The sequence below is a fragment of the Dactylosporangium sp. NPDC050588 genome (genome assembly GCF_040654975.1).
Classification (GTDB): domain Bacteria; phylum Actinomycetota; class Actinomycetes; order Mycobacteriales; family Micromonosporaceae; genus Dactylosporangium; species Dactylosporangium maewongense.
Genome location: NZ_JBFAJA010000039.1, coordinates 41,521 through 61,214 on the forward strand (window position 1 = coordinate 41,521; position 19,694 = coordinate 61,214).

Genomic DNA, 19,694 nt, shown 5'->3' on the forward strand with positions numbered 1-19,694 from the left:
GGCCACTCGGCGACCTTCTGCGGGTCCTGCTCGTAGGCCCGCCGGACCGGGGGACCTGCACCGCGTACCGGCCGAAAGCCTGGTCCTCGTGTCAGGCGTACTTGTCGATGCTGCTGGTGACGACCACCCGGCCGGAGACGTCCTTGCCTTCGAAGCGGAGCACACCCAGGCGCTGGTCGCCCGTGTACACCGTCACGGCGTAGAAGTGGAACGGGGCGCCGGCGCCGAGGTCTGCCGTCCTCACCCTCGTCGTCACAGGGCGGCCGGTCCCGCTGACGGCGGTGACCGAGGTCGCCTCCGGCGGGACGCTGCCGAAGCACCAGAAGAAGTTCCCGCCGCCGGCGGACATCACATGATCCAGCTGCCCGCGAGCGCCCCTATCGATGAAGGGGGCCTCGGTACAGAAGCTCGAGCGCTGGGTGACGTCTTCGTACGCCCCGCAGAGCCCCCCGTTCTTCGAGTACCAGACCACGAACGTGACCCGCAGCCGTTGCGGCACATGGGGCTGGGCCGACGGGTCGGCGAGCACGATGACGTCGCCAGCGGGTGGTTCCTTCGTGTAAAAGGAGGTCGCGGCGGCGATGGCGAACGGATCGAGGGCCGGATAAGCTGCCCGATCACCGCTCACCGCGGCGGTGACTGCGACGGCGAGCGCGACGGCGACGAACCCGCGACCGGCCCGGCGGCGGCCCGGCACCGCATCTGCAACGAACCGTTCCCCCGAAGTCATGCATTGAGGCTACAGAATGCACGCCACGGCCGGGCACCCACGACAGCGGTGCGGACTGCCGTACCGTCACGTTCATTGCAGAAACGTGAACCAATGGCGGCCAGGTTCGCTGATTGATCACGTGCACGCACATGCCGCTGACGGCGCGTGCCGCCCAGCCGTTGCCCGCCGCAGACGGTAACCGCCTCGTCGAGATCAAGACGCGCTGTCCTGCCGATGTACGGAAGTTGGGCGATAGCAAGTGGTCGATGGCTGCCGCCTGAGCTGTCTGGCGGTCAGGGGTTGGCCGGCTCGCCGGCCAACGGGTCGGCTCGCCCGCCCACGCCGGGTGCGGGCGGGGGCCAGAAGGCTTCCGGTGTCAGTCGGTGAGGCCGGCGTCGTGGGCGAGTAGGGCGACCTGGGTACGGTTGTTGAGATCGAGTTTGGCGAGTATGCGGGAAATGTGGGCTTTCACGGTGGCCACGCTCATGAACAGCTCGCCCGCGATCTCGGCGTTGGACTTGCCTCGCCCGACGGCGATGGCGACCTCGCGTTCGCGTTCGCTGAGCTGATCCAGCGCGGTGGTGGCGTGCCGTTGCCGGGCGGCGGCGCCGGTGTCGCTGAGGTGGGCGATGAGCTGTCGGGTCACGGTCGGCGACAGGATGGGTTCGCCGGCTGCGACCCGCGATATCGCGCGCAGGATCTCGGCGGGTGGGGTGTGTTTGACCAGGAAGCCGCTGGCTCCGGCGCGCAGCGCGCGCAGGACGTGCTCGTCGGCGTCGAAGGTGGTCAGGACGATGACCTCGGGTGGGTCGGGTCGGGCACGCAGCTGTTCGGTGGCGGCGAGGCCGTCGAGGGTGGGCATGCGGATGTCCATCAGCACCACGTCCGGGGCGTAGGCGTCGACGGCGGCGGCTACTTCGCTTCCGTCGCCGGCCTCGCCCACCACGGTCAGGTCGGGTGAGCCGCCGATGACCATCGCCAGGCCGGCCCGCACGAGTGGGTCGTCGTCGACGACGAGGACCCGCACCGCTGCGTTCACGTTGGCTCCTTCTCTCTGCCCAGCCGGGGCCACGGACCGACCCTGGCCGCGATCAGAGGGTAGGCCACGGTAGCCAGGCCCAGAGCCGGAACTCACCGGCCGGGGTGGGTCCGTGTTCGAGGCGTCCGCCGGCGAGGGCGGCCCGTTCGGTGAGCCCGATGAGGCCGATGCCGGCGCCGGGAATTTCGGTACCACCGCCGGTGCCCATCGGGCACGCGTTGCGGATCTCGACGGTTACGCCGTCGCGCGGGGTTGCCCGGACGGTGACGGCCACCTCGTCGTCGGGGGCGTGCTTGCGGGCGTTGGTCAGCCCTTCCTGCACGATCCGGTACGCGGTGCGCCCCACACCAGCCGGTACGGTCGAACGTGCGTCGGTCTGCCAGTCGAGCCGTACCGGCATCCCGGTGCGCCGCGATTGGTCGACGAGGTCGGGGAGGTCGGCCAGAGTGGGCTGCGGCCGTTCTGGCGTCTCGTCGGACCGGTCGACACCGGTGCGGAGGACGCCGATCACCTCCCGAAGGTCCTCCAGCGCCTGGTAGGCGCTGTCGCGGACCACCCCGGCGGCACGGGCGACCTCCTCGGGCGCGGCGTCGGGGCGTAGCTCCAGCGCCCCGGCGTGCAGGCACAGCAGGGAGAGGCGGTGGGCGAGCACGTCGTGCATCTCCCGGGCGATCCGGTTGCGTTCGCCCTGGCGGGCTTCGGCAACGCGCAGTTCCTGTTCGGCCTCGACCCGCCCAGCCCGCTCCCGCAGCGACTGGCGTCGAGCCCGTACAAACATGCCCCAGGCGAGCACCGCGACGCCGAAGACGACGCCCAGCACGATCTCCGGCGGGGACCCGACTGGGACGTCGGGCCGAACCAGCAGCGTCAGGAACGGTACGAGCGCGCACCCAGCCGCGATCGGGGCGACCACCGCGAAGCGCCGGTGCACCGCGACGGTGAACAGCGCGATGAGCGCCGCACCCCCGGCGGACGTCGCGTAGACGCTGACCAGACCCGCGGCCACGGCGAGGCCGACCGGCCAGCGCCGGCGCAGCCACACCCCCAGACTGCACAGGCCGCCGAGGACGAGGTCGACGGTGAGCGGGCCCGGCGCGATGTGCTGCGCGCGGCTGTCGGCCAGGGTCAGCGCCACCACGCCAGCGGCCAGCAGGAAACACGCGGCGTCGACCACCCGGCCGCGGACCGTGCGCTCGGCCGGGCGCACCGGATCGTGGTCAGCATCGCTGATCACGCCCGCCGGTAGCGGGCTCCGATCCTGCGGGTCCGCCGGGGCCATCATGATCGAAGGGTACGGCCGGGTCCGGCCTCACGGCATCCGACCAAAGTCGAACCCGAGGTGTAGACCTTCGGCCCGCCGCCATCGACCTCGGCTCGTAGCGGCGCATGCGGCCGCTCCAGCAATCTTGTCCCACATAACCGGAACGGACGGCCCAACAACCTCCGAAACGGCATTCCGACCATTCCTGCGCCAACGAATGGCGCGGAAAGGAAGTGGGAAACGATGAGCGACATCCGAACGAACACCCCGAACCTGCTCGGCGACCCGTCATCCGACTGAAACGAAGGAGTAGGAGATGAGATCACCGCAGAACACCGCCACCACGCTAGCCCGCAGTTGGTTCGTTCGAGGCCGGCTCGTCGGCGCCGCGGCGATCGCGTTCGTGGTGTCGGTGGTGATAGAGAACGCGGTGTTGGCGGTAACTGGCGCGCCGACCTTCGACGCTCCGATCGAGGAAGTGCTGGCCTATTACACGGCCAACCGCGACTCGGTCGCGATCGCGTCCGGTCTGGTGGCCCTGTACCTGCCGCTGCTGCTCGTGTTCGTGACGGGCCTGCACGGCCTCGTGGAGCGGCGCGGCGGAGCGGGCGCCGACTGGTCGCGCCTCGCCTTGGCCGCTGGCGCGACGCTGTCGGCCATCTTCGTGCTCGTCAACGTCTTGCAGATCGGGCTCGCGCTTTCCGCCGGCGGGCTCGCCGAGCCGACGCCCGAGTTCGAGCTCGTCTGGCAGGTTCACGCGGCGGCGTTCGCGCTGGCGCTGCCGATGCTCGGCACCACCTTCATCGGCGCGGCCCTCGCCGCGCACGCGAGCGGGCTGACTCCGGCTTGGCAGCGCCTGCTGGGCCTGGTGAGCGGGAGCCTGCTGCTCGCCGCGGGGTTCGGCAACCTCGCGATCGCCGACGGCTCGCCGCTGCTCTTCGTCGGGCTCCTAGGGTTCGCCGCCTGGCTCGTCTGGCTGCTCGCGACCGGCGTGCGCCTCGTCCGGTCGTGACCGAGATGAGGGCGGCGCCGAGGTCGCGCACGCGGGCGAGGACTCCATGGAGGGCCGCCTGGTCGAGTCCTGGGCTGCGTAGCGTGGTGGTGCCGTCGTTCTCGTGGTGCATGGTCAGGCCGGGATCCCAGTCGTACCAATGGTTGTCGAGGTGTCTCTCCAGCGGGAGCTCGTAGCCTGGGACCCCATCGCCCGGCGTGATCCGGCCGGTCATGGCAGTGGCACCTGGACCGGCGCCGCGGGGGTACCACGGCGGGGCCGCTTGCGGGTCTGCCGCTCGGCGACCGCGAGGTTGATCGCCCAGGCGGCACCCTCATCCCCAACAGCGGACGCGGCGGCCGCTGGCTCGGGCCCTCGGTCGGATCGTCACAGCGCGTGCTGTCCGGGTTCACCCGTCAGCAGCAGAAGCCTTTCCTGTCGGTCGGGAAGCGCCAGGACCTGCTCACCCTGGCCGACCTCCTCGCGGCCGGGCAGGTCACGCCGGTCATCGACCGCACCCACCCCCTTGACGAAGCAGCCGACGACCTCCGCTACGTCGGGGCCGGCCACACCCGAGGGAAGGATCGCGGTCCTGGCGTATGCCGACGAAGGTGGAGTCGACGAAGAGCATGGAGATCACCGTGCCGGTGGCCGGGTTGGCCTTCATGTCTGGGCGAGACCTTGCACGACATCGGCACGGCGGCTGGTGGGCTTCCGCTGTCTGCAGTCCGAAATCCGGTCAGGAGCTGAGGGGATCGCCGCCGCGGTTGACCATGGCTTTCCGTTGCATACAGAATCGGCGTACATCCCTGTGAACGCTCCCAGTTTAGTGCCCTTTTTGCACGGCCCTTGACAGCCATGAACAAGCGAAACAACACTGGGATCGGTAACGGTGATCCTGCCGCTAGGTCACCACACCTGCACTCCGGCCGCACCGGCCCGACAAGCCGGTGACGGCCGGGCCTCTCTCAGCCCCGTCCCAAACCGCATCGCTGCGCGACATCGACACACCCGTCGGTCGGCGTGGCATCCCGAGCGGCCACCGCCAGCGGCCGCAACACCCATCGCACCGTCGATGAGGCGCCCACCGGCAGTGCGCGCCCCGTCGACCGCGAAACACCCCCAGGGAGATCGCGATGAAAGCACGGAAGCGACTCGTCACCGCCGGGATCGCCGCCCTCCTGGCGGTACCGGCCCTCGTCCTCGCCGCATCCCCGCCGGCCCAGGCCGCGAACAGCCTGTCCATGCTGGGTGGGGATGTGTCGAGCCTGCAGCGCAGCAACGACCTCGGCGTCAAGTACTACGACGCCAACGGCTCCCAGAAGAACGCGCTCGACATCCTCAAGGGCGCCGGCATGAACTATGTACGGCTGCGGGTGTGGAACAACCCGGCCTCCGGCTACAACAACCCGACCAAGGTCTTCTCCTACGCCAAGGAGGTGAAGTCCCGCGGAATGAAGCTCATGATCGACCTGCACTACTCCGACACCTGGGCCGACCCGGGCAACCAGTGGAAGCCGGCCGCGTGGTCCAGCCACGGCATCCAGCAGCTGCAGAAGGACGTCTACGACTACACCTACTGGATCTGCAACACACTGAAGGCCCAGGGGACGACGCCGGACAGCATCCAGATCGGCAACGAGATCAACGTCGGCATGCTGTGGAACGACGGCTACGTCTCCAACAGCAACTTCTACAACCTCGGCCTGCTGCTGAAGTCCGGCTACAACGCAGTGAAGGCCTGCAACTCCGGCACCCAGGTGATCATCCACACCGCCAACTCCGACAGCGTCGAGCATCTGACGTGGTTCTACGACGGCATTTCGAACCAGGGCGTGAAGTGGGACATCACGGGCCTGTCCTACTACTGCTTCTGGCACGGCAGCCTGAGCCAGCTGTACTCGGCCGTGTCGACCGCCCGGTCCCGGTACACCCGGCCGGTGGCAGTGGTCGAGACCGCCTATCCGTTCACGACGGCGAACGCGGACTCGCAGAGCAACAGCAACGCCAGCGGCACCTGTGAGGGCTTCGATGCCAGCTGGAGCAGCCAGGCGACGCTGTTCCAGTACATCCAGAACACCACCCGCAACGCGGGCGGCATCGGCGTCTTCTACTGGGAGCCCACCTGGACCGCCGTGCAGGGCAACGGCTGGGACCCGTACAACATGAACGGCACTGGGGACGGCTGGGACAACATGGCCGTGTTCAACTGGGCCGGTCGCGTCAACCCGGGCATCCGCTGGTACGCATGATCGAGGAACGCCGCTGATACGGGGGCTGGGCCGGGTAACGCTGCGGCCCGGCCCCCTTGTCGCCGCGGTCACCGGGAAAGCGCTCAGTAGCTCTCAACAAATCAACGCACGCTTTCAGCCGGCCCAAGGGCTCAACATAAGCGCTCACGAGCTTTCAGAATGCCGCCGGAGTTCATGCTCGATGGGCCTTTGAATGCCCGCTTCACCTCTGGCGGAGGCCCGTTTCATCATGCATGATGGCCCGAGTTCCGCCACGTTCCCACGAGTTCCCCCGCGTTCGCCCAAACGCAAGGGGTTCACTCCGCCACACCCCATTAGTCGCCGTGGTGCTCGTCCCCGTCGTAGCAGGCCCGACCACATCAGATGGTTCGCGGCGCCCGACTGCGGCGATCACGTCCCCCGGGTCGTGATCGGTCATCAAACGTCGCTGGACTGCGCCCTGTGCTCCCGAAGGACAAGCAGATGAATGCTCGATCAAAACGCTGGATGATAGCCGTCGGCGCCACGTTCGCCGTCGCCGCTGGCGGTGGCGCGACGGCGGTCGCGTCAGCCTCGGCACAGTCGGCCGCGGCAAGCGGCACGGCGCAGATTCCGCCCGTCGAAAGCAACATCGCCGGAAAGTCGTGGGTCAAGTACTCGGCCAGCTCCGGGGAGAAATCGGCGTCCCTCGCGGCGGACGCCGACGAGGCGACGGCGTGGAAGGCTACCGGGCCGCGGGAGCAGTGGCTGCGCCTGGATCTGGGCGGCGCCTACGACAACCTGCGCAAGGTGCGGGTGGTGTTCCCGACCGCAACGGCGACGTACCGCTATGTGGTCGAGGCCTCGGCCAACGGCGCCGCGTGGACGACGATCGCGGACCGCTCGCGCAACGCGGCGGCGGGACCCGGTGAGGACCAGTTCGTCAAACCCGGGATCCGCTTCGTGCGGGTGCGGATCTCTGGCGCGTCCCCGGGCGCGGCGATCGGCGTCGCCGAGCTCAAGGTGTACAACTACCTTCGCCCGGATCTGGTCGTCGGCGCCGATATCTCCTACGCCGACCAGGACACCAACCAGGACCACCTCACCTACTACGTCGACGACCCGGCCACCGCGACGGACGTGCTCACGTCCGCGCGCAATGCCGGCATGCGCTACGTGCGGCTGCGCGTGTTCAACACCCCGCGCGACGAGCGGACGGGCAGCTACCTCAACCCGGCGTACCAGGGACCGGACCGCACGCTGGAGGTCGCCAAGAAGGTCAAGAGCCTGGGCATGGGGCTCGGCATCGACCTGCACTACTCCGACTCGTGGGCCGACCCGAGCAAGCAGGCCAAGCCGTCCGCCTGGGCGTCGCTGCCCTTCGACCAGCTTGTCACGGCTGTGCACGACTACACCCGTGACTACGTCGAGCGGCTCGTGGCCCAGGGGACCGTGCCCGACAAGGTCGCCGTCGGCAACGAGCTGATCAAGGGCTTCCTGTGGGGGTCCGAGCGCCCAGCTCCGTGGTTCACCGACGCCGCCGACTGGTGCTACGACTGCTACTTCAACCACGACCCCGCGTACACCGCCAAGCCCGGCGGCGGCATCGCCTGGGACGACTGGAAGGCCACCGATCCCGCGCGGCGGGCCGCCTACGAGGCCTCATGGGACCGGTTCACCACCCTCCAGGCCGCCGGCATCCGGGCCGTGCACGAGGTCGCCGCCGCGCACCGCGTGCAGATCGGCGTCGAGACGCACACCATCATCGACAACGGCCAGTTCGAGCGGACCCAGGAGTTCTGGAACCAGTTCCTGCGCCGCCTCAAGGCCAAGGGCCAGGACATCGACGTCATGGGCTTCTCGTACTACTCCGAGTGGCACGGCACCCCGGACGTCTTCGAGTCCGAGCTGCAGAAGCTCGCCGCGCAGCACCCCGGCTACAAGATCGACGTCGCGGAGACCGCACACCCGTCCGCCTTCTCCGACCCGATCCCCAACTCGCCGTACCCCGTCTCCATCCAGGGCCAGCAGGACGCCCTGCTCCGGGTCTTCCAGATGGTCAACGACCTGCCGGACAACCGCGGCCTCGGCGCACTCGTCTGGGAACCCGCGCACTTCCAGTCGATGGTCAACTGGACAACGTCGGCCTGGCCGGTGATCCAGTGGAACTCCTCGATCAAGGCCTACGGCGTCGTCCCACCGCCGGCGCCGACACCAGTCAGGCTGAAGGCCGGCGACGGCAGCCTGACGGTCACGTTCCGACCGTCCCTAGCCGGTGATCCCGCGCAGCTGGCCTACCAGGTGAGCGTGGACGACGGCGCCACCTGGCGGACGCCGACGATCTCAAGCCAGAGCGACGGCACGGTCTCGGCGAACCTGCAGAACCTGCGCAACGGTGTGCGGTACACAGTGTCGGTCCGGGCGGTAAGCGCGCTGGGCGGCCCCGGCGCCGCCGCCCCCGCCGGCACGGTGGTCCTCAACGCGCCACCGCCGGGCCCGAAGCACCGCTAGCCCGACACCCAGACCGGGCGCGCTCACACGAAGCACAGGCAGGCGCGGCGATCGATCGAATCGGCGCCGCGCCGGTCCCGAGACCGGTCGACGCGTACCAGCCGCGACGGCCGGTCCCGGTTCCACCCCGACCGGATGCGGGATCGGAGGATCTGATGGGCACCGAAACGCAGTGGATCGCCGTGCCGTTCATCGGTGAGGGTGCCGGGACGTCGCCGATGACCTGGGCGCAACTGGACGTCTGGAACACGATGGCTCGCAGCGGCATGAACATGAGCATCAGCGCCGCCATGCCGATGTATGAGGCGGCCATCGCCTCGACCGATCGGACATCGACGCGAACCTCCGATTCCTCACCGCTCAGGCGGACTCGCGGACGACGAGCTCGGTCGGGACGATGACCGCCGCCGGACTGTACCCGTCAATGAGGCCGAGGAGGAGACGGACCATCTCGGCGCTGATGCGGGGGTAGGGCTGGCGGATGGTGGTCAGCGGCGGCTGGGTGGCGGTCGCCACCTGGCTGTCGTCGAATCCGCCGACGGCGATGTCGTCGGGGACGCGCTTGCCGGCGCGTTGCAGCGCGTTGAGGGCGCCCGCGGCCATGAGGTCGGACGCGACGAAGACGGCGTCGAGATCGGGCGCCTGCTCAAGCAGACGCTGCATGGCCTGTTCGCCGCCTGCGCGGGTGTAATCGCCGTGGGTGATGAGGGCCGGATCGCCGTCGGCGCCGACAGCCTCGCGGTAGCCGGCGAGACGTTCGATGCCGCCGGGGGTGTCGAGCGGACCGCTGATGGTGGCGATCCTGCGGCGGCCGATCGAACGCAGGTAGCCGACCATCTGGTGGGCGCCGTCGCGATCGTCAGCGGCCACGTACGCGGCCTGCCGCTCGTAGCCGAGGGGTTTGCCGCAGGCGACGACGGGCAGCCCACGGCCGAGCAGCTCCGGGATCAGCGGGCTGCCACTGTGGGTCGACACGAGCAGCGCCCCGTCGACATGACCGCCCGCAAGATATCGGCCGAGGCGTTTGCGGTCCTCGACGCTGCTGGCCAGCGTCAACAGCAGCGTGATGTCGTGCTGGGCGAGGGCCTGCGTGCAGCCGTGCAGCAGGACGTTGAAGTTCGGATCCTCGAACAGGCGGTCCTGCGGCTCGGAGAGGATGAACGCCACCGACCCGGAGCGTTGCGTGACCAGGCTGCGAGCGTGCTGATTGACCACGTACCCCGTCTTGCGCATGGCCCGTTCGACGGCTTCGTGGGAGGCCGGGCTGACGTCGCGGCCGCCGTTGAGCACGCGGGACACGGTGCCGCGGGACACCCCGGCCGCCGCCGCCACATCGTTGATCGTGGGGCGGCGGGCGGGGTGACGCCGAGGTTCACGTGCTTTTGTCATGCCTGCAGATCATCCCTTGACCGCGCCGGACAGCAGGTCGACGCGCCAGTACCGCTGCAAGGTCAGGAACAGCACGACAAGCGGCAGAATCGACAACAGCGCCCCAGTGATAACGAGCGTGTAGAGCACCGGGGTCGTGTTGCCCTGGTTGAGCAGAGTGTACAGGCCGACCGTCACCGGGAACTTGCGGTCGGAGGTGAGCATGATGAAGGGCAGCAGGAAGTTGTTCCAAATCGCCACGAACTGGAACAAGAACACGGTGACGAGGCCGGGAACCATCGCCGGGGTGGCGATACTGGTGACGATGCGCACCTCGCCGGCGCCGTCCGTGCGGGCCGCCTCGATGAGGGAGTCCGGGATCGCGGCGGCGGCGTAGATACGGGCGAGGTAGATGCCGTACGGGCTGAGGATGCTCGGCAGCAGCACCGACCAGTACGTGTCGGTGAGCTGGAACTTCGCCAGCAGCAGGTACTGCGGGATGGCCAGCACGACCGTCGGCACGAGCACGCCCGCCAGCAGCACGTTGAAAACCGCCGAACGCCCCGGGAAGCGGTACTTGGCCAGGGTGTAGCCGGTGAGGCCGGAGACCACCGTCGACAGCACCGCACCGACGCCGGCGTACAGCGCGGTGTTGAGGATCCACTGCCAGTACACACCGCCCTGGTACTCGGACAGGTCGACGACGTTGTCGACGAGCGCGGTGCCCGGGGCGAGCGTGAAGCTGGAGAACAACTGCCCGTTGGTCTTCGACGCGGCGGTGATGACCCAGAGGATCGGCAGGAGGCAGTAGGCGGCGCCCAGCAGGAGCACGACCGTCGGCAGTTTCGCCGCGCGTCGTGGCGCCGGCGGTCGATTCGCCGGCACCTGGTGCGCGAGGCGCGACCCGTAGATCGTCGACGTGCTCATCGTTCCTGCCCGAAGGCCCGACGCTGGACCAGCTGCAGGAAGCCGAACGAGAAGACGAGCGTCACCACGGCGATGACGATGGAGGCCGCGGCCGCCGTATGGATGTCGTCCTTCGCGAAGGCGTCCTGGTAGATCTTCATCAGCGGGGTCCAGTTCGACGAGAGGGCATTGGTCAGCGGCCGCAGCGTGGTCGGCTCGCTGAACACCTGCAATGTGGCGATCAGCGAGAAGACGAAGGTCATGATGAGCGCGGGCGTCAGCAACGGGATCTTGATCCGCCACGCGATCTGCCACTCGGTGGCACCATCGATCCGAGCCGACTCGTAGAGCTCGCTCGGCACCGTCCGCAGCGCCGTGTACAGCACGATCATGTTGAACCCGGTGCCGCCCCAGACGGCGATGTTGGCAACGGAGAAGTAGATGCTCGTCGGGTTCAACAGGTCCAGCGGCTGCTGGCCCAGTTCCTTCAGCAGCCACTGTCCCGGCCCGACCGACGGCAGGTACATGAACCCCCACATGAGGCTCGCGATCACCGCCGGCACCGCGTACGGCATGAAGATCGAGATCCGGGAGAAGGCGCGGGCCCGGGCCCGCGGGAGGTCGAGCAGCAGCGCGAAGAGCAGCGCGAGCCCGAGCATGGTGGGCACGAGCACCAGGCCGTAGAGCAGGACCCGCACGCAGCTCTGCCAGAACTCGCCGTCGTTGATGACGGCCTGATAGTTGGCAAATCCGGCGAAGGACTCCGCCCGGGCCCGGGCACCGAGCCCGAGCCCGGAGACCTGCACCCGGCGCAGCGACAGGTAAACGGTGTAGCCGATCGGCGCGACCATGAACAGGGCGAACAGGCCGATCGCCGGGGTGAGGAAGGCGTACGGCACCCGGCTGGGCGCTGTACGCGCGGAGCGGCGTGTCATTCGGAGACCTTGAATCCGTTCTTCTTCAGGTCGTCGACGGTGGCCTTCTGCATCTGGTCGACCGCCGCGGGGAAGGGGGTCTTCGCCGTGATGGCCTTGGCGAAGGTGTCCTTGTAGGTGGCGTAGGTGACGTTCACGTTCGGGCCCCAGGTGACGCCCGCCGCCGAGTTGGCGACCTGCTGGGCGAGCTTGTAGAAATCGGGCTGGTTGCTGAAGAACGCCGGCGCCTTCGACAGCTCCCCGCCGGACTGTGCGGCGGTCGCGGCCGGGTAGATGCCGCCCTCCTTGATCAGGCCGGCGACCGCGGTCGGGTCGGTGTTGAGCCAGATGGCGAACTTGCTGGCCTGCGCAATGTTCTTGGACTTCGCCGCGACGGCCGTCGAGGAGCCGCCCCAGCTGCCGGTCTTGTGCTCGCCGGCGGTCCACTGCGGCATCTCCGCGATCTTCCACTTGCCGGCGGTGTCGGGGGCGTTGCCGGACAGCACGCCGGGGCCCCAGACGGCGCTGGGCCAGGCGATCAGGGTGCCGTCGTTGAGGGCCTTGTTCCACTCGGGGGTGTACATCGGCTTGTTGTCGATCGCGCCGGAGGCGACCAGGCCGCCCCAGTACTCGGCGAGTTTCTTGGTCGCGGTGTCGTTGACCTGCACGGACCAGGTCTCGCCGCTGACGCCGAACCACTTGGCGCCGGCCTGCTGGGCGAGTCCGGCGAACCAGCCCGGGTCGCCGGCGGAGAAGGTGGTCAGGTAGCGCTTCGGGTCCTTCTGCCGGACCTGCTTGGCGACCTCACCGAACTCGTCCCAGGTGGTCGGCACCTTGAGGCCGAGCTGCTCGAAGACGTCCGCGCGGTAGTACAGCATCATCGGACCCGAGTCCTGCGGGATCGCGTAGACCGCGTCGGTGCCGAGCGTGATCGTGCTCCACACGCCGGGGGCGAACTTGCCCTTCGCGTCGGCGGTGTACTTGCTGAGGTCAGCCGCGGCGCCGTTGCTGACCAGCGTGGGAAGCGCCTGGTACTCGGCCTGGAAGAGATCCGGCGGGTTGCCGGCCTTGTTGGCCGTGAGGACCTTCGTGACCTCCTCGTCACCTTGCGCCTGCTTGCTGACGGTGACGTGGATGTCGGGATTGGCGGCGTTCCACTGGGCCACGACCTTGTCGATGCCGGGCACCCACGACCAGAAGGTCAGCTCGACCTTGCCGGTGGCCGTGTTCTGGGGTGTGCCGTCGTCGCTGGATCCGCAGGCGCTGGTCAGCAGCAGCGCACTCGCGGTTGCGACCGCGAACAGCGTACGGAGTTTCGGGGTCATCTTGGTCTCCAACGTGCGTAGGTCACCGCGGCGACGAGGGCGAGCGGGAGAAACGAAACGGCCGTGACTACGGCGCTCCGGCACCCTCCGACAGACGTCCATCGCTGCGGCGATCGGGGTGAACGACCGGGAGCGCTCACAGTTTTGGCCGTCCTAGACGTGCTGTCAATACATTGCGCGGAGGTTAATTCGCGCGTGATGCCTGCGCTATGCTGCCGCTATAGAACCGGGAGCGTTCACAGCCAGGAGTTGCAAGATGGACCAGCTTCAACCGTCGCCGCGGTTTCCCCGCGGTCTCGATGCCATCGCCTACGGCGGCGACTACGCCCCGGAGCAGTGGCCTGAGGAGGTCTGGGCCGAGGACGTCCGGCTGATGCGGCAAGCCGGTGTCAACCTGGTCAGCGTCGGCATCTTCAGCTGGGCGATGCTCGAGCCCGCCGAGGGGCAGTACACCTTCGAGTGGCTCGACAGGGTTCTGGAGCTCCTACATGCCAACGGGATCCGCGCGGACCTCGCCACGCCGACCGCGGCTCCACCGCCGTGGCTGACCTACCGCTATCCCGACGCGCGGCTCATCGACCGCGAAGGCCACGTCCTCGGACAGGGCGGCCGGCAGAGCTTCTGTCCCAGCTCGGCTGAGTACGCGCGGGCCGCCGCCACGATCACCGAGCAGCTGGGCCGCCGCTACGGCGAGCATCCGGCGGTCGCGCTGTGGCACGTCCACAACGAGTACGCCGGCGTGAACCCGCACTGCTACTGCCCAGGCTGCGCCGAGGCGTTCCGCGGCTGGCTGCAGGACCGCCACGGCGACCTGCCGACGCTCAACGCCGCATGGGGCACGACGTTCTGGAGCCAGCGCTACAGCGACTGGGCCGAGATCGAGCCGCCACACGCAGCGCCGACACCGGTGAACCCGGCGCAGCAGCTGGACTTCTTCCGGTTCTGCTCCGACGTCCATCTGGAGAACTTCCGGCGGGAGCGCGACATCCTGCGCGGCCTGTCGCCCGAGGTACCGGTCACCACCAACTTCATGATCGCCAACTGCAAGTGGGTCGACTACTGGAAGTGGGCCGGCGAGGTCGACGTGGTCGCCAATGACCACTACCTGCAGGCCGAACGCGACGATCCGCACATCGAACTGGCCATGTGCGCGGACCTGACGCGCAGCCTCGCCGGCGGAGCGCCGTGGATGCTGATGGAGCATTCCACGAGCGCCGTGAACTGGCAGCCCCGCAACATCGCCAAGCGGCGCGGCGAGCTGACCCGCAACAGCCTGGCCCACCTGGCCCGCGGCGCCGACGCGGTGCTGTTCTTCCAGTGGCGGGCCTCGCGGTTCGGGGCGGAGAAGTTCCACTCGGCGATGCTGCCGCACGGCGGAACCAGCACCCGGATCTGGCGCGAGGTCACCGAGCTCGGCGGACGCCTCGCCGGGCTGGACCGGCTGCGCGGCACCCGGGTCAAGGCCGACGTGGCGATCGTGTGGGACTGGGAGTCGTGGTGGGCCCTCGAGTTGGAATGGCGCCCGTCCGTGGACCTGGCATACCGCGAGCGGATCGAGGCGTACTACACGGCGCTGTGGAAGGCCCACCTCACCGTCGACTTCGTCCACCCAGAGGCGGCCCTGAGCAGGTACCCGCTGGTCGTCGTACCATCGCTGTACCTGACGACGGCCGCGGCGGCGAAGAACCTCGACGCATACGTCACCGGCGGGGGAACGCTGCTCGTGTCGTACTTCTCCGGCATCGTCGACGCGAACGACACCGTGCACGGGGATGCGCATCCGGGGGCGCTCCGCGACCTGCTCGGCGTGACAGTCGAGGAGTTCCTGCCGCTGCGGCAGGGCCGGCACATCGAGCTCTCGGACGGCACGGCCGCCGATGTGTGGGCCGAGGACCTCGTCGTCGACACCGCGGAGGTCGTGCTGACCTACTCGGACGGACCGGCGGCCGGAGGTCCGGCCGTCACCCGCAAAGCGCACGGAGGCGGCACGGCCTGGTACGTCTCGACCCGCCCGGACGCGGCCGGCCTCGAGCGACTGCTGGCCCGGATCCTGCCTCAGACAGGGCTCTCGGTCCGCCACGACGTGCCCGAAACGGTCGAGGTCGTGCGGCGCCCGCCGTTCGTCATCGCGATCAACCATGGCGAGCACGCCGCTGAAGTCGGCGGCCGCGTTGTCGAGGCCGGTGCGGTAACGGTGATCGAGGAGGCGTGAGGTGCTCATCGAGACGCGTCGCGCCGGGATCGTCGCGGCGACCCGCGAACTCGGCGGCATCGGCCTGCACGAGCTGAGCGAGCGCTTCGACGTGTCGATCCCGACGATCCGCCGGGACCTGGAGGTGCTCGCGGATCGCGGGCTGTTGCACCGGGTCCGCGGCGGAGCCATGCCGATCGGCGAGGAGCAGCCGGCACGGCCAGCGCATCGGCCGGCCCCGGACGAGGTCCAGGAGGCGCTGGGCCTCGTCCAGCCGGGCATGGCGGTCGGGATCTCGGGCGGCCCCAAGGCAGTGCGGCTGACGGAGCTGCTCGACGACGTCGCCGGCCTGACCGTGGTGACGCCGATGCCGATCGTCGCGGCCGCCGTGCGCAACGAGCGCACCACGGTCCTGCTGATCGGCGGAATCCGTACCCCCGGTGGCAGTCATGCCGGGCCCCAGACCGAACGGACGCTGCAGGCGCTGAATCTCGACATCGCGATCGTCCAGGTGCTGAGCCACCCGGCCCATGACACCCTCGCCGCCGCGACCGACCGGGCCTTGCTGGAGCGCGCCGCCCAGCGTGTGCTCCTGCAGCCCTGACCGCGCCGAACCTGTGCCCGTTCGGGGGTCGGGATGTTGGGCTTGCTGAGCGCCGAGGCATCGACCGAGGTCATGTCACAGCCGCCCGACTTGGCGTTGTACAGGACATGGTCGGCCGCAATCAGGGGGTCACCGCCCAGCTGTGCCAACTGGGCATACGCGGTTCGCTCGTCGAACCACCGACCCCGGGCCGAGGCGCCGAGGCAGGCCAAATGAACCAGCTCACCGACCACTTCGACGCCTGGCGACGCCATGACATCGCGGGCGTCCTGGCGACACTGACCGACGACTGCGTGATCATCGAGTGTTACGGGCCGACCTACCGCGGCCGACACCGCGTCGAGCAATGCCAACAGCACCGGCCTCGCCGCGCAGGCGCTGCGCGGCGCCGGCCGGCCGGTCGCCTGGCTCAAGGCCCGCGGATTCCTGCTCGGCCTGCAGGTGCGCTGCTCCGGCCCGGCCGCCGACCGCGGCGCGATCACCTACACGACGACCGGGTTCGACCCGGCCACCGCGATCCGCGCGACCGCGCAGGCCGTGCCCGGTCTGACCGGCGCCGGCTTCGCCACCCTCACCGCCGCCGACTCGCAGGCCGCGGCGCCGGGTTCACCGTCACCGGCACCCAGCGCTGGAGCCTCGCCTTCATCTGCCGGATCAACGGCAAGCCCACCGCCGCCACGGAGCCATGCGTCAACACCCCGCCGGCGTCGGCGTACTGGTCCTACTGGCACGCAGTGCCCGGCGGTGCCTGGAACTACAGCAGCCTCGGCGCCACCGGTTACGACCCCGCCATCGGTACCGTCGAGGGCTGGGCGTTCGGGTCCGGCGCCCCGCCCTCCGTCCCCGCGTGACCACGGCCGGGTCCGCCGGTGCCGGCCGGCGGACCCGGCTGTGAGCTACGGCACGACACGCCGACACAGGATCTGGTGTTGTGAATTCTCGCCCGCACCCATATATGGTGTCGCTTGCAGCTGGTTCGGCCGCGCTTCGGTGCGGTCGTGGCAACAGGGAACCCGGTGTGAGTCCGGGACTGCCCCGCAGCGGTGAGTGGGAACGAACGCTGTCATTGAGCACTGGACCGTGAGGTCTGGGAAGCGACGGCCAGTAGGTGACCGGAGACGGTCGCGCCCGCGAGTCCGAAGACCTGCCAGCGCACCGCGCGCCGAGGGCGGCGTGCGGTGGTCGGATGCCGCGTGGGACGGCTGACGCCATCGCCAGGTGCTCCTCGCGTGCGCCTTTCTGTGGCGGGCTTCCCCCTGCGTTCATCCGGTGGTGATGAGCAGGCGACGAGGGGGAGCACATGACGGTGACGCAGGACCAGGCGACGGCCGGGAAGGCGCCGGAGCAGCGCCGGCACGCGATGCAGGTCCGCAAGCGCAACGGCGACCTGGAGCCGGTCGACGTCAACAAGATCGTGAAGGCGGTCGAGCGATGGGTCGCCGACCTCGACGAGGTCGACCCGCTGCGGGTGGCGACGAAGACGATCAGCGGACTGTACGACGGGGCGACGACGGCGGAGCTGGACAAGCTGTCGATCCAGACGGCGGCGGAGCTGATCGGTGAGGAGCCGCAGTACTCGCGGCTCGCGGCGCGGCTGCTCGCGGCGTACGTCGACAAGGAGGTCCGCGGGCAGGGCGTGGCGAGCTTCAGCCAGGCGATCCGGCACGCGCACCAGCAGGGCCTCATCAGCGACGACACCGCGGCGTTCGTAGCCCGCAACGCCCGCAAGCTCGACGACGCCGTCGACGTCGACGGCGACCTGCGCTTCGAGTACTTCGGGCTGCGGACCGTCGCCGACCGGTACCTGCTGCGCCACCCTTCGTCGAGACTGGTCGTGGAGACCCCGCAGTACTGGCTGCTGCGCGTCGCGTGCGGGCTGTCGCAGACCCCGGGTGAGGCGATCGGTTTCTACCGGCTCATGTCGTCCCTCGCGTATCTGCCGAGCTCGCCGACGCTGTTCAACTCCGGCACCGCGCACACCCAGATGTCGTCGTGTTTCCTGGTCGACTCGCCCCGCGACGAGCTCGACTCGATCTACGAGCGCTACCACCAGGTCGCGAAGCTGTCGAAGTTCTCCGGCGGGATCGGCATCTCCTGGTCCCGGGTGCGCGGCCGGGGCGCGCTCATCCGCGGCACGAACGGCAAGTCCAACGGCATCGTGCCGTTCCTGAAGACCCTGGACGCGGGTGTTGCCGCCGTCAACCAGGGCGGCCGGCGCAAGGGCGCCGCGTGCGTGTACCTGGAGCCGTGGCACCCGGACATCGAGGAGTTCCTGGAGCTGCGCGACAACACCGGCGAAGAGGCCCGCCGCACCCACAACCTGAACCTCGCGAACTGGATCCCGGACGAGTTCATGCGCCGGGTCGAGGCCGACGCCGATTGGTCGCTCATCGACCCGTCCGACGCGCCGGAGCTGCCCGACCTGTTCGGTGCCGAGTTCGACGAGGCGTACCGCGTCGCCGAGAAGCACGCGGTGCGCACCGTCAAGGCCCGCGACCTGTACGGGCGGATGATGCGCACCCTGGCGCAGACCGGCAACGGCTGGATGACGTTCAAGGACCGCTCCAACGCGCTGTCGAACCAGACGGGCGCGCCCGGCAACACGATCCACCTGTCCAACCTGTGCACCGAGATCCTCGAGGTCAACAGCGACGACGAGACGGCGGTCTGCAACCTCGGCTCGATCAACCTCGGCGCGCATCTCACAGCCGGCGGCGTCGACTGGGACAAGCTGCGCACCACCGTCCGCACCGCCGTGGTGTTCCTGGACCGGGTCATCGACATCAACTACTACCCGTCGCAGCAGGCCGCCGCGTCCAACCCGCGGTGGCGGCCGGTCGGGCTCGGCCTCATGGGACTGCAGGACGCGTTCTTCACGCTGCGGCTGCCGTTCGACTCCCCCGCCGCCCGCGAGCTGTCGACGCGGGTGCAGGAGGAGATCTACCTCACCGCCCTGGAAGCGTCGGCGGACCTGGCGGAGCGGTTCGGGCCGCACCCCGCGTACGCCGAGACCCGCGCCGCCGGCGGCGAGCTGCACCCGGACCTGTGGGGCGCGCCCACCGAGGGTGAGCGCTGGGCCCTGCTCCGTGAGAAGGTCGCGGCGAGTGGGTTGCGCAACTCGCTGCTGATCGCGATCGCGCCGACCGCGACGATCGCGTCCATCGCAGGGTGTTACGAGTGCATCGAGCCGCAGGTGTCCAATCTGTTCAAACGCGAGACCATGTCGGGTGAGTTCCTGCAGATCAACACGTACCTGGTGCGGGAGCTCAAGGCCCGTGGGCTGTGGACCGCGGCGATCCGCGAGCAGATCAAGCGCGCCGAGGGCTCGGTGCAGGACGTCGCCGACCTGCCCGATGACGTGCGCGAGCTGTACCGCACCGCCTGGGAGCTGCCGCAGCGGGCCCTCATCGACCTGGCCGCCGCGCGGGCCGCCTACATCGACCAGTCGCAGTCGCTGAACCTGTTCCTGGCCGCGCCCACCATCGGCAAGCTCTCCTCGATGTACCTGTACGCCTGGAAGAGCGGCCTGAAGACCACCTACTACCTGCGGTCCCGGCCCGCGACCCGCATCCAGCAGGCCACGGTCTCCCTCGTCGCGCCGCCCGCCGAGGCCGTCGCCTGCTCCCTGGAAAACCCCGAGTCGTGCGAGGCCTGCCAGTGAC

14 protein-coding genes and 1 riboswitch are annotated in these 19,694 nt (G+C 69.3%); of the genes, 7 read left to right on the forward strand and 7 right to left on the reverse strand.

Annotation, left to right across the window (positions count from 1 at the left end; all coding sequences use genetic code 11):
- Positions 1-91: 91 nt before the first annotated feature.
- The 3 genes from AB0I21_RS26590 to AB0I21_RS26600 all read right to left on the reverse strand — a co-directional run bounded on the left by AB0I21_RS26590 (position 92) and on the right by AB0I21_RS26600 (position 3,033).
- Entirely contained in the window at positions 92-730 is a 639-nt protein-coding gene (locus AB0I21_RS26590) for a hypothetical protein (RefSeq protein WP_360565086.1), read from the reverse strand.
- Positions 731-1,088: 358 nt separating this feature from the next.
- Positions 1,089-1,751, reverse strand: coding sequence for a response regulator transcription factor (locus AB0I21_RS26595; protein ID WP_360565088.1), 663 nt, complete (start codon positions 1,749-1,751; stop codon positions 1,089-1,091).
- 52 nt (positions 1,752-1,803) lie between these two features.
- Entirely contained in the window at positions 1,804-3,033 is a 1,230-nt protein-coding gene (locus AB0I21_RS26600; protein ID WP_360565089.1) for a histidine kinase, read from the reverse strand.
- Positions 3,034-3,328: 295 nt separating this feature from the next.
- Between AB0I21_RS26600 and AB0I21_RS26605 the strand changes: the two genes are divergently transcribed.
- The 4 genes from AB0I21_RS26605 to AB0I21_RS26620 all read left to right on the forward strand — a co-directional run bounded on the left by AB0I21_RS26605 (position 3,329) and on the right by AB0I21_RS26620 (position 8,724).
- Positions 3,329-4,024 (forward strand): hypothetical protein, encoded by a 696-nt coding sequence (locus AB0I21_RS26605; RefSeq protein WP_360565091.1) that lies wholly within the window; start codon positions 3,329-3,331, stop codon positions 4,022-4,024.
- 315 nt (positions 4,025-4,339) lie between these two features.
- On the forward strand, positions 4,340-4,753 hold the full coding sequence (locus tag AB0I21_RS26610) for a zinc-binding dehydrogenase (RefSeq protein WP_360565172.1): 414 nt from the start codon (positions 4,340-4,342) through the stop codon (positions 4,751-4,753).
- Positions 4,754-5,139: 386 nt separating this feature from the next.
- Positions 5,140-6,255, forward strand: a complete 1,116-nt coding sequence (locus AB0I21_RS26615; RefSeq protein WP_360565093.1) for a glycosyl hydrolase 53 family protein — start codon at positions 5,140-5,142, stop codon at positions 6,253-6,255.
- A 462-nt stretch (positions 6,256-6,717) separates the two neighbouring features.
- Positions 6,718-8,724 (forward strand): glycosyl hydrolase 53 family protein, encoded by a 2,007-nt coding sequence (locus AB0I21_RS26620; RefSeq protein ID WP_360565095.1) that lies wholly within the window; start codon positions 6,718-6,720, stop codon positions 8,722-8,724.
- A 360-nt stretch (positions 8,725-9,084) separates the two neighbouring features.
- On the opposite strand, the gene AB0I21_RS26625 is transcribed toward AB0I21_RS26620, so the two are convergent.
- The 4 genes from AB0I21_RS26625 to AB0I21_RS26640 are packed head-to-tail and all read right to left on the reverse strand — an operon-like array spanning position 9,085 to position 13,237.
- Entirely contained in the window at positions 9,085-10,113 is a 1,029-nt protein-coding gene (locus tag AB0I21_RS26625) for a LacI family DNA-binding transcriptional regulator (protein WP_360565097.1), read from the reverse strand.
- A gap of 9 nt (positions 10,114-10,122) precedes the next feature.
- A complete protein-coding gene (locus AB0I21_RS26630; RefSeq protein ID WP_360565099.1) occupies positions 10,123-11,019 on the reverse strand; it encodes a carbohydrate ABC transporter permease in 897 nt (298 codons plus the stop codon).
- On the reverse strand, positions 11,016-11,933 hold the full coding sequence (locus tag AB0I21_RS26635; RefSeq protein ID WP_360565101.1) for a sugar ABC transporter permease: 918 nt from the start codon (positions 11,931-11,933) through the stop codon (positions 11,016-11,018). The genes AB0I21_RS26630 and AB0I21_RS26635 overlap by 4 nt, the downstream gene beginning before the upstream one ends.
- Positions 11,930-13,237 (reverse strand): extracellular solute-binding protein, encoded by a 1,308-nt coding sequence (locus tag AB0I21_RS26640; RefSeq protein WP_360565103.1) that lies wholly within the window; start codon positions 13,235-13,237, stop codon positions 11,930-11,932. Before AB0I21_RS26640 ends, AB0I21_RS26635 begins: the two co-directional genes overlap by 4 nt.
- Positions 13,238-13,493: 256 nt before the next feature.
- On the opposite strand from AB0I21_RS26640, the gene AB0I21_RS26645 reads away from it, so the two are divergent.
- The 3 genes from AB0I21_RS26645 (at position 13,494) to AB0I21_RS26655 (ending at position 19,693) form a co-directional block, all read left to right on the forward strand.
- On the forward strand, positions 13,494-15,449 hold the full coding sequence (locus tag AB0I21_RS26645) for a beta-galactosidase (RefSeq protein WP_360565105.1): 1,956 nt from the start codon (positions 13,494-13,496) through the stop codon (positions 15,447-15,449).
- 1 nt (position 15,450) lies between these two features.
- On the forward strand, positions 15,451-16,032 hold the full coding sequence (locus AB0I21_RS26650; RefSeq protein ID WP_360565107.1) for a DeoR family transcriptional regulator: 582 nt from the start codon (positions 15,451-15,453) through the stop codon (positions 16,030-16,032).
- Between the two features lie 955 nt (positions 16,033-16,987).
- A riboswitch (cobalamin riboswitch) is annotated at positions 16,988-17,199 on the forward strand.
- 133 nt (positions 17,200-17,332) lie between these two features.
- The gene (locus AB0I21_RS26655; protein WP_360565108.1) at positions 17,333-19,693 is read left to right on the forward strand and encodes a ribonucleoside-diphosphate reductase subunit alpha; all 2,361 of its coding nucleotides are present in this window, start codon (positions 17,333-17,335) and stop codon (positions 19,691-19,693) included.
- Position 19,694 lies beyond the last annotated feature (1 nt).

Coding starts and splice junctions, on each gene's coding strand:
- AB0I21_RS26590 (WP_360565086.1), bottom strand. CDS start 730: ATGACTTCGGGGGAACGGTTCGTTGCAGATGCGGTGCCGGGCCGCCGC.
- AB0I21_RS26600 (WP_360565089.1), bottom strand. CDS start 3,033: ATGATGGCCCCGGCGGACCCGCAGGATCGGAGCCCGCTACCGGCGGGC.
- AB0I21_RS26605 (WP_360565091.1), top strand. CDS start 3,329: ATGAGATCACCGCAGAACACCGCCACCACGCTAGCCCGCAGTTGGTTC.
- AB0I21_RS26615 (WP_360565093.1), top strand. CDS start 5,140: ATGAAAGCACGGAAGCGACTCGTCACCGCCGGGATCGCCGCCCTCCTG.
- AB0I21_RS26620 (WP_360565095.1), top strand. CDS start 6,718: ATGAATGCTCGATCAAAACGCTGGATGATAGCCGTCGGCGCCACGTTC.
- AB0I21_RS26625 (WP_360565097.1), bottom strand. CDS start 10,113: ATGACAAAAGCACGTGAACCTCGGCGTCACCCCGCCCGCCGCCCCACG.
- AB0I21_RS26630 (WP_360565099.1), bottom strand. CDS start 11,019: ATGAGCACGTCGACGATCTACGGGTCGCGCCTCGCGCACCAGGTGCCG.
- AB0I21_RS26635 (WP_360565101.1), bottom strand. CDS start 11,933: ATGACACGCCGCTCCGCGCGTACAGCGCCCAGCCGGGTGCCGTACGCC.
- AB0I21_RS26640 (WP_360565103.1), bottom strand. CDS start 13,237: ATGACCCCGAAACTCCGTACGCTGTTCGCGGTCGCAACCGCGAGTGCG.
- AB0I21_RS26645 (WP_360565105.1), top strand. CDS start 13,494: ATGGACCAGCTTCAACCGTCGCCGCGGTTTCCCCGCGGTCTCGATGCC.
- AB0I21_RS26655 (WP_360565108.1), top strand. CDS start 17,333: ATGACGGTGACGCAGGACCAGGCGACGGCCGGGAAGGCGCCGGAGCAG.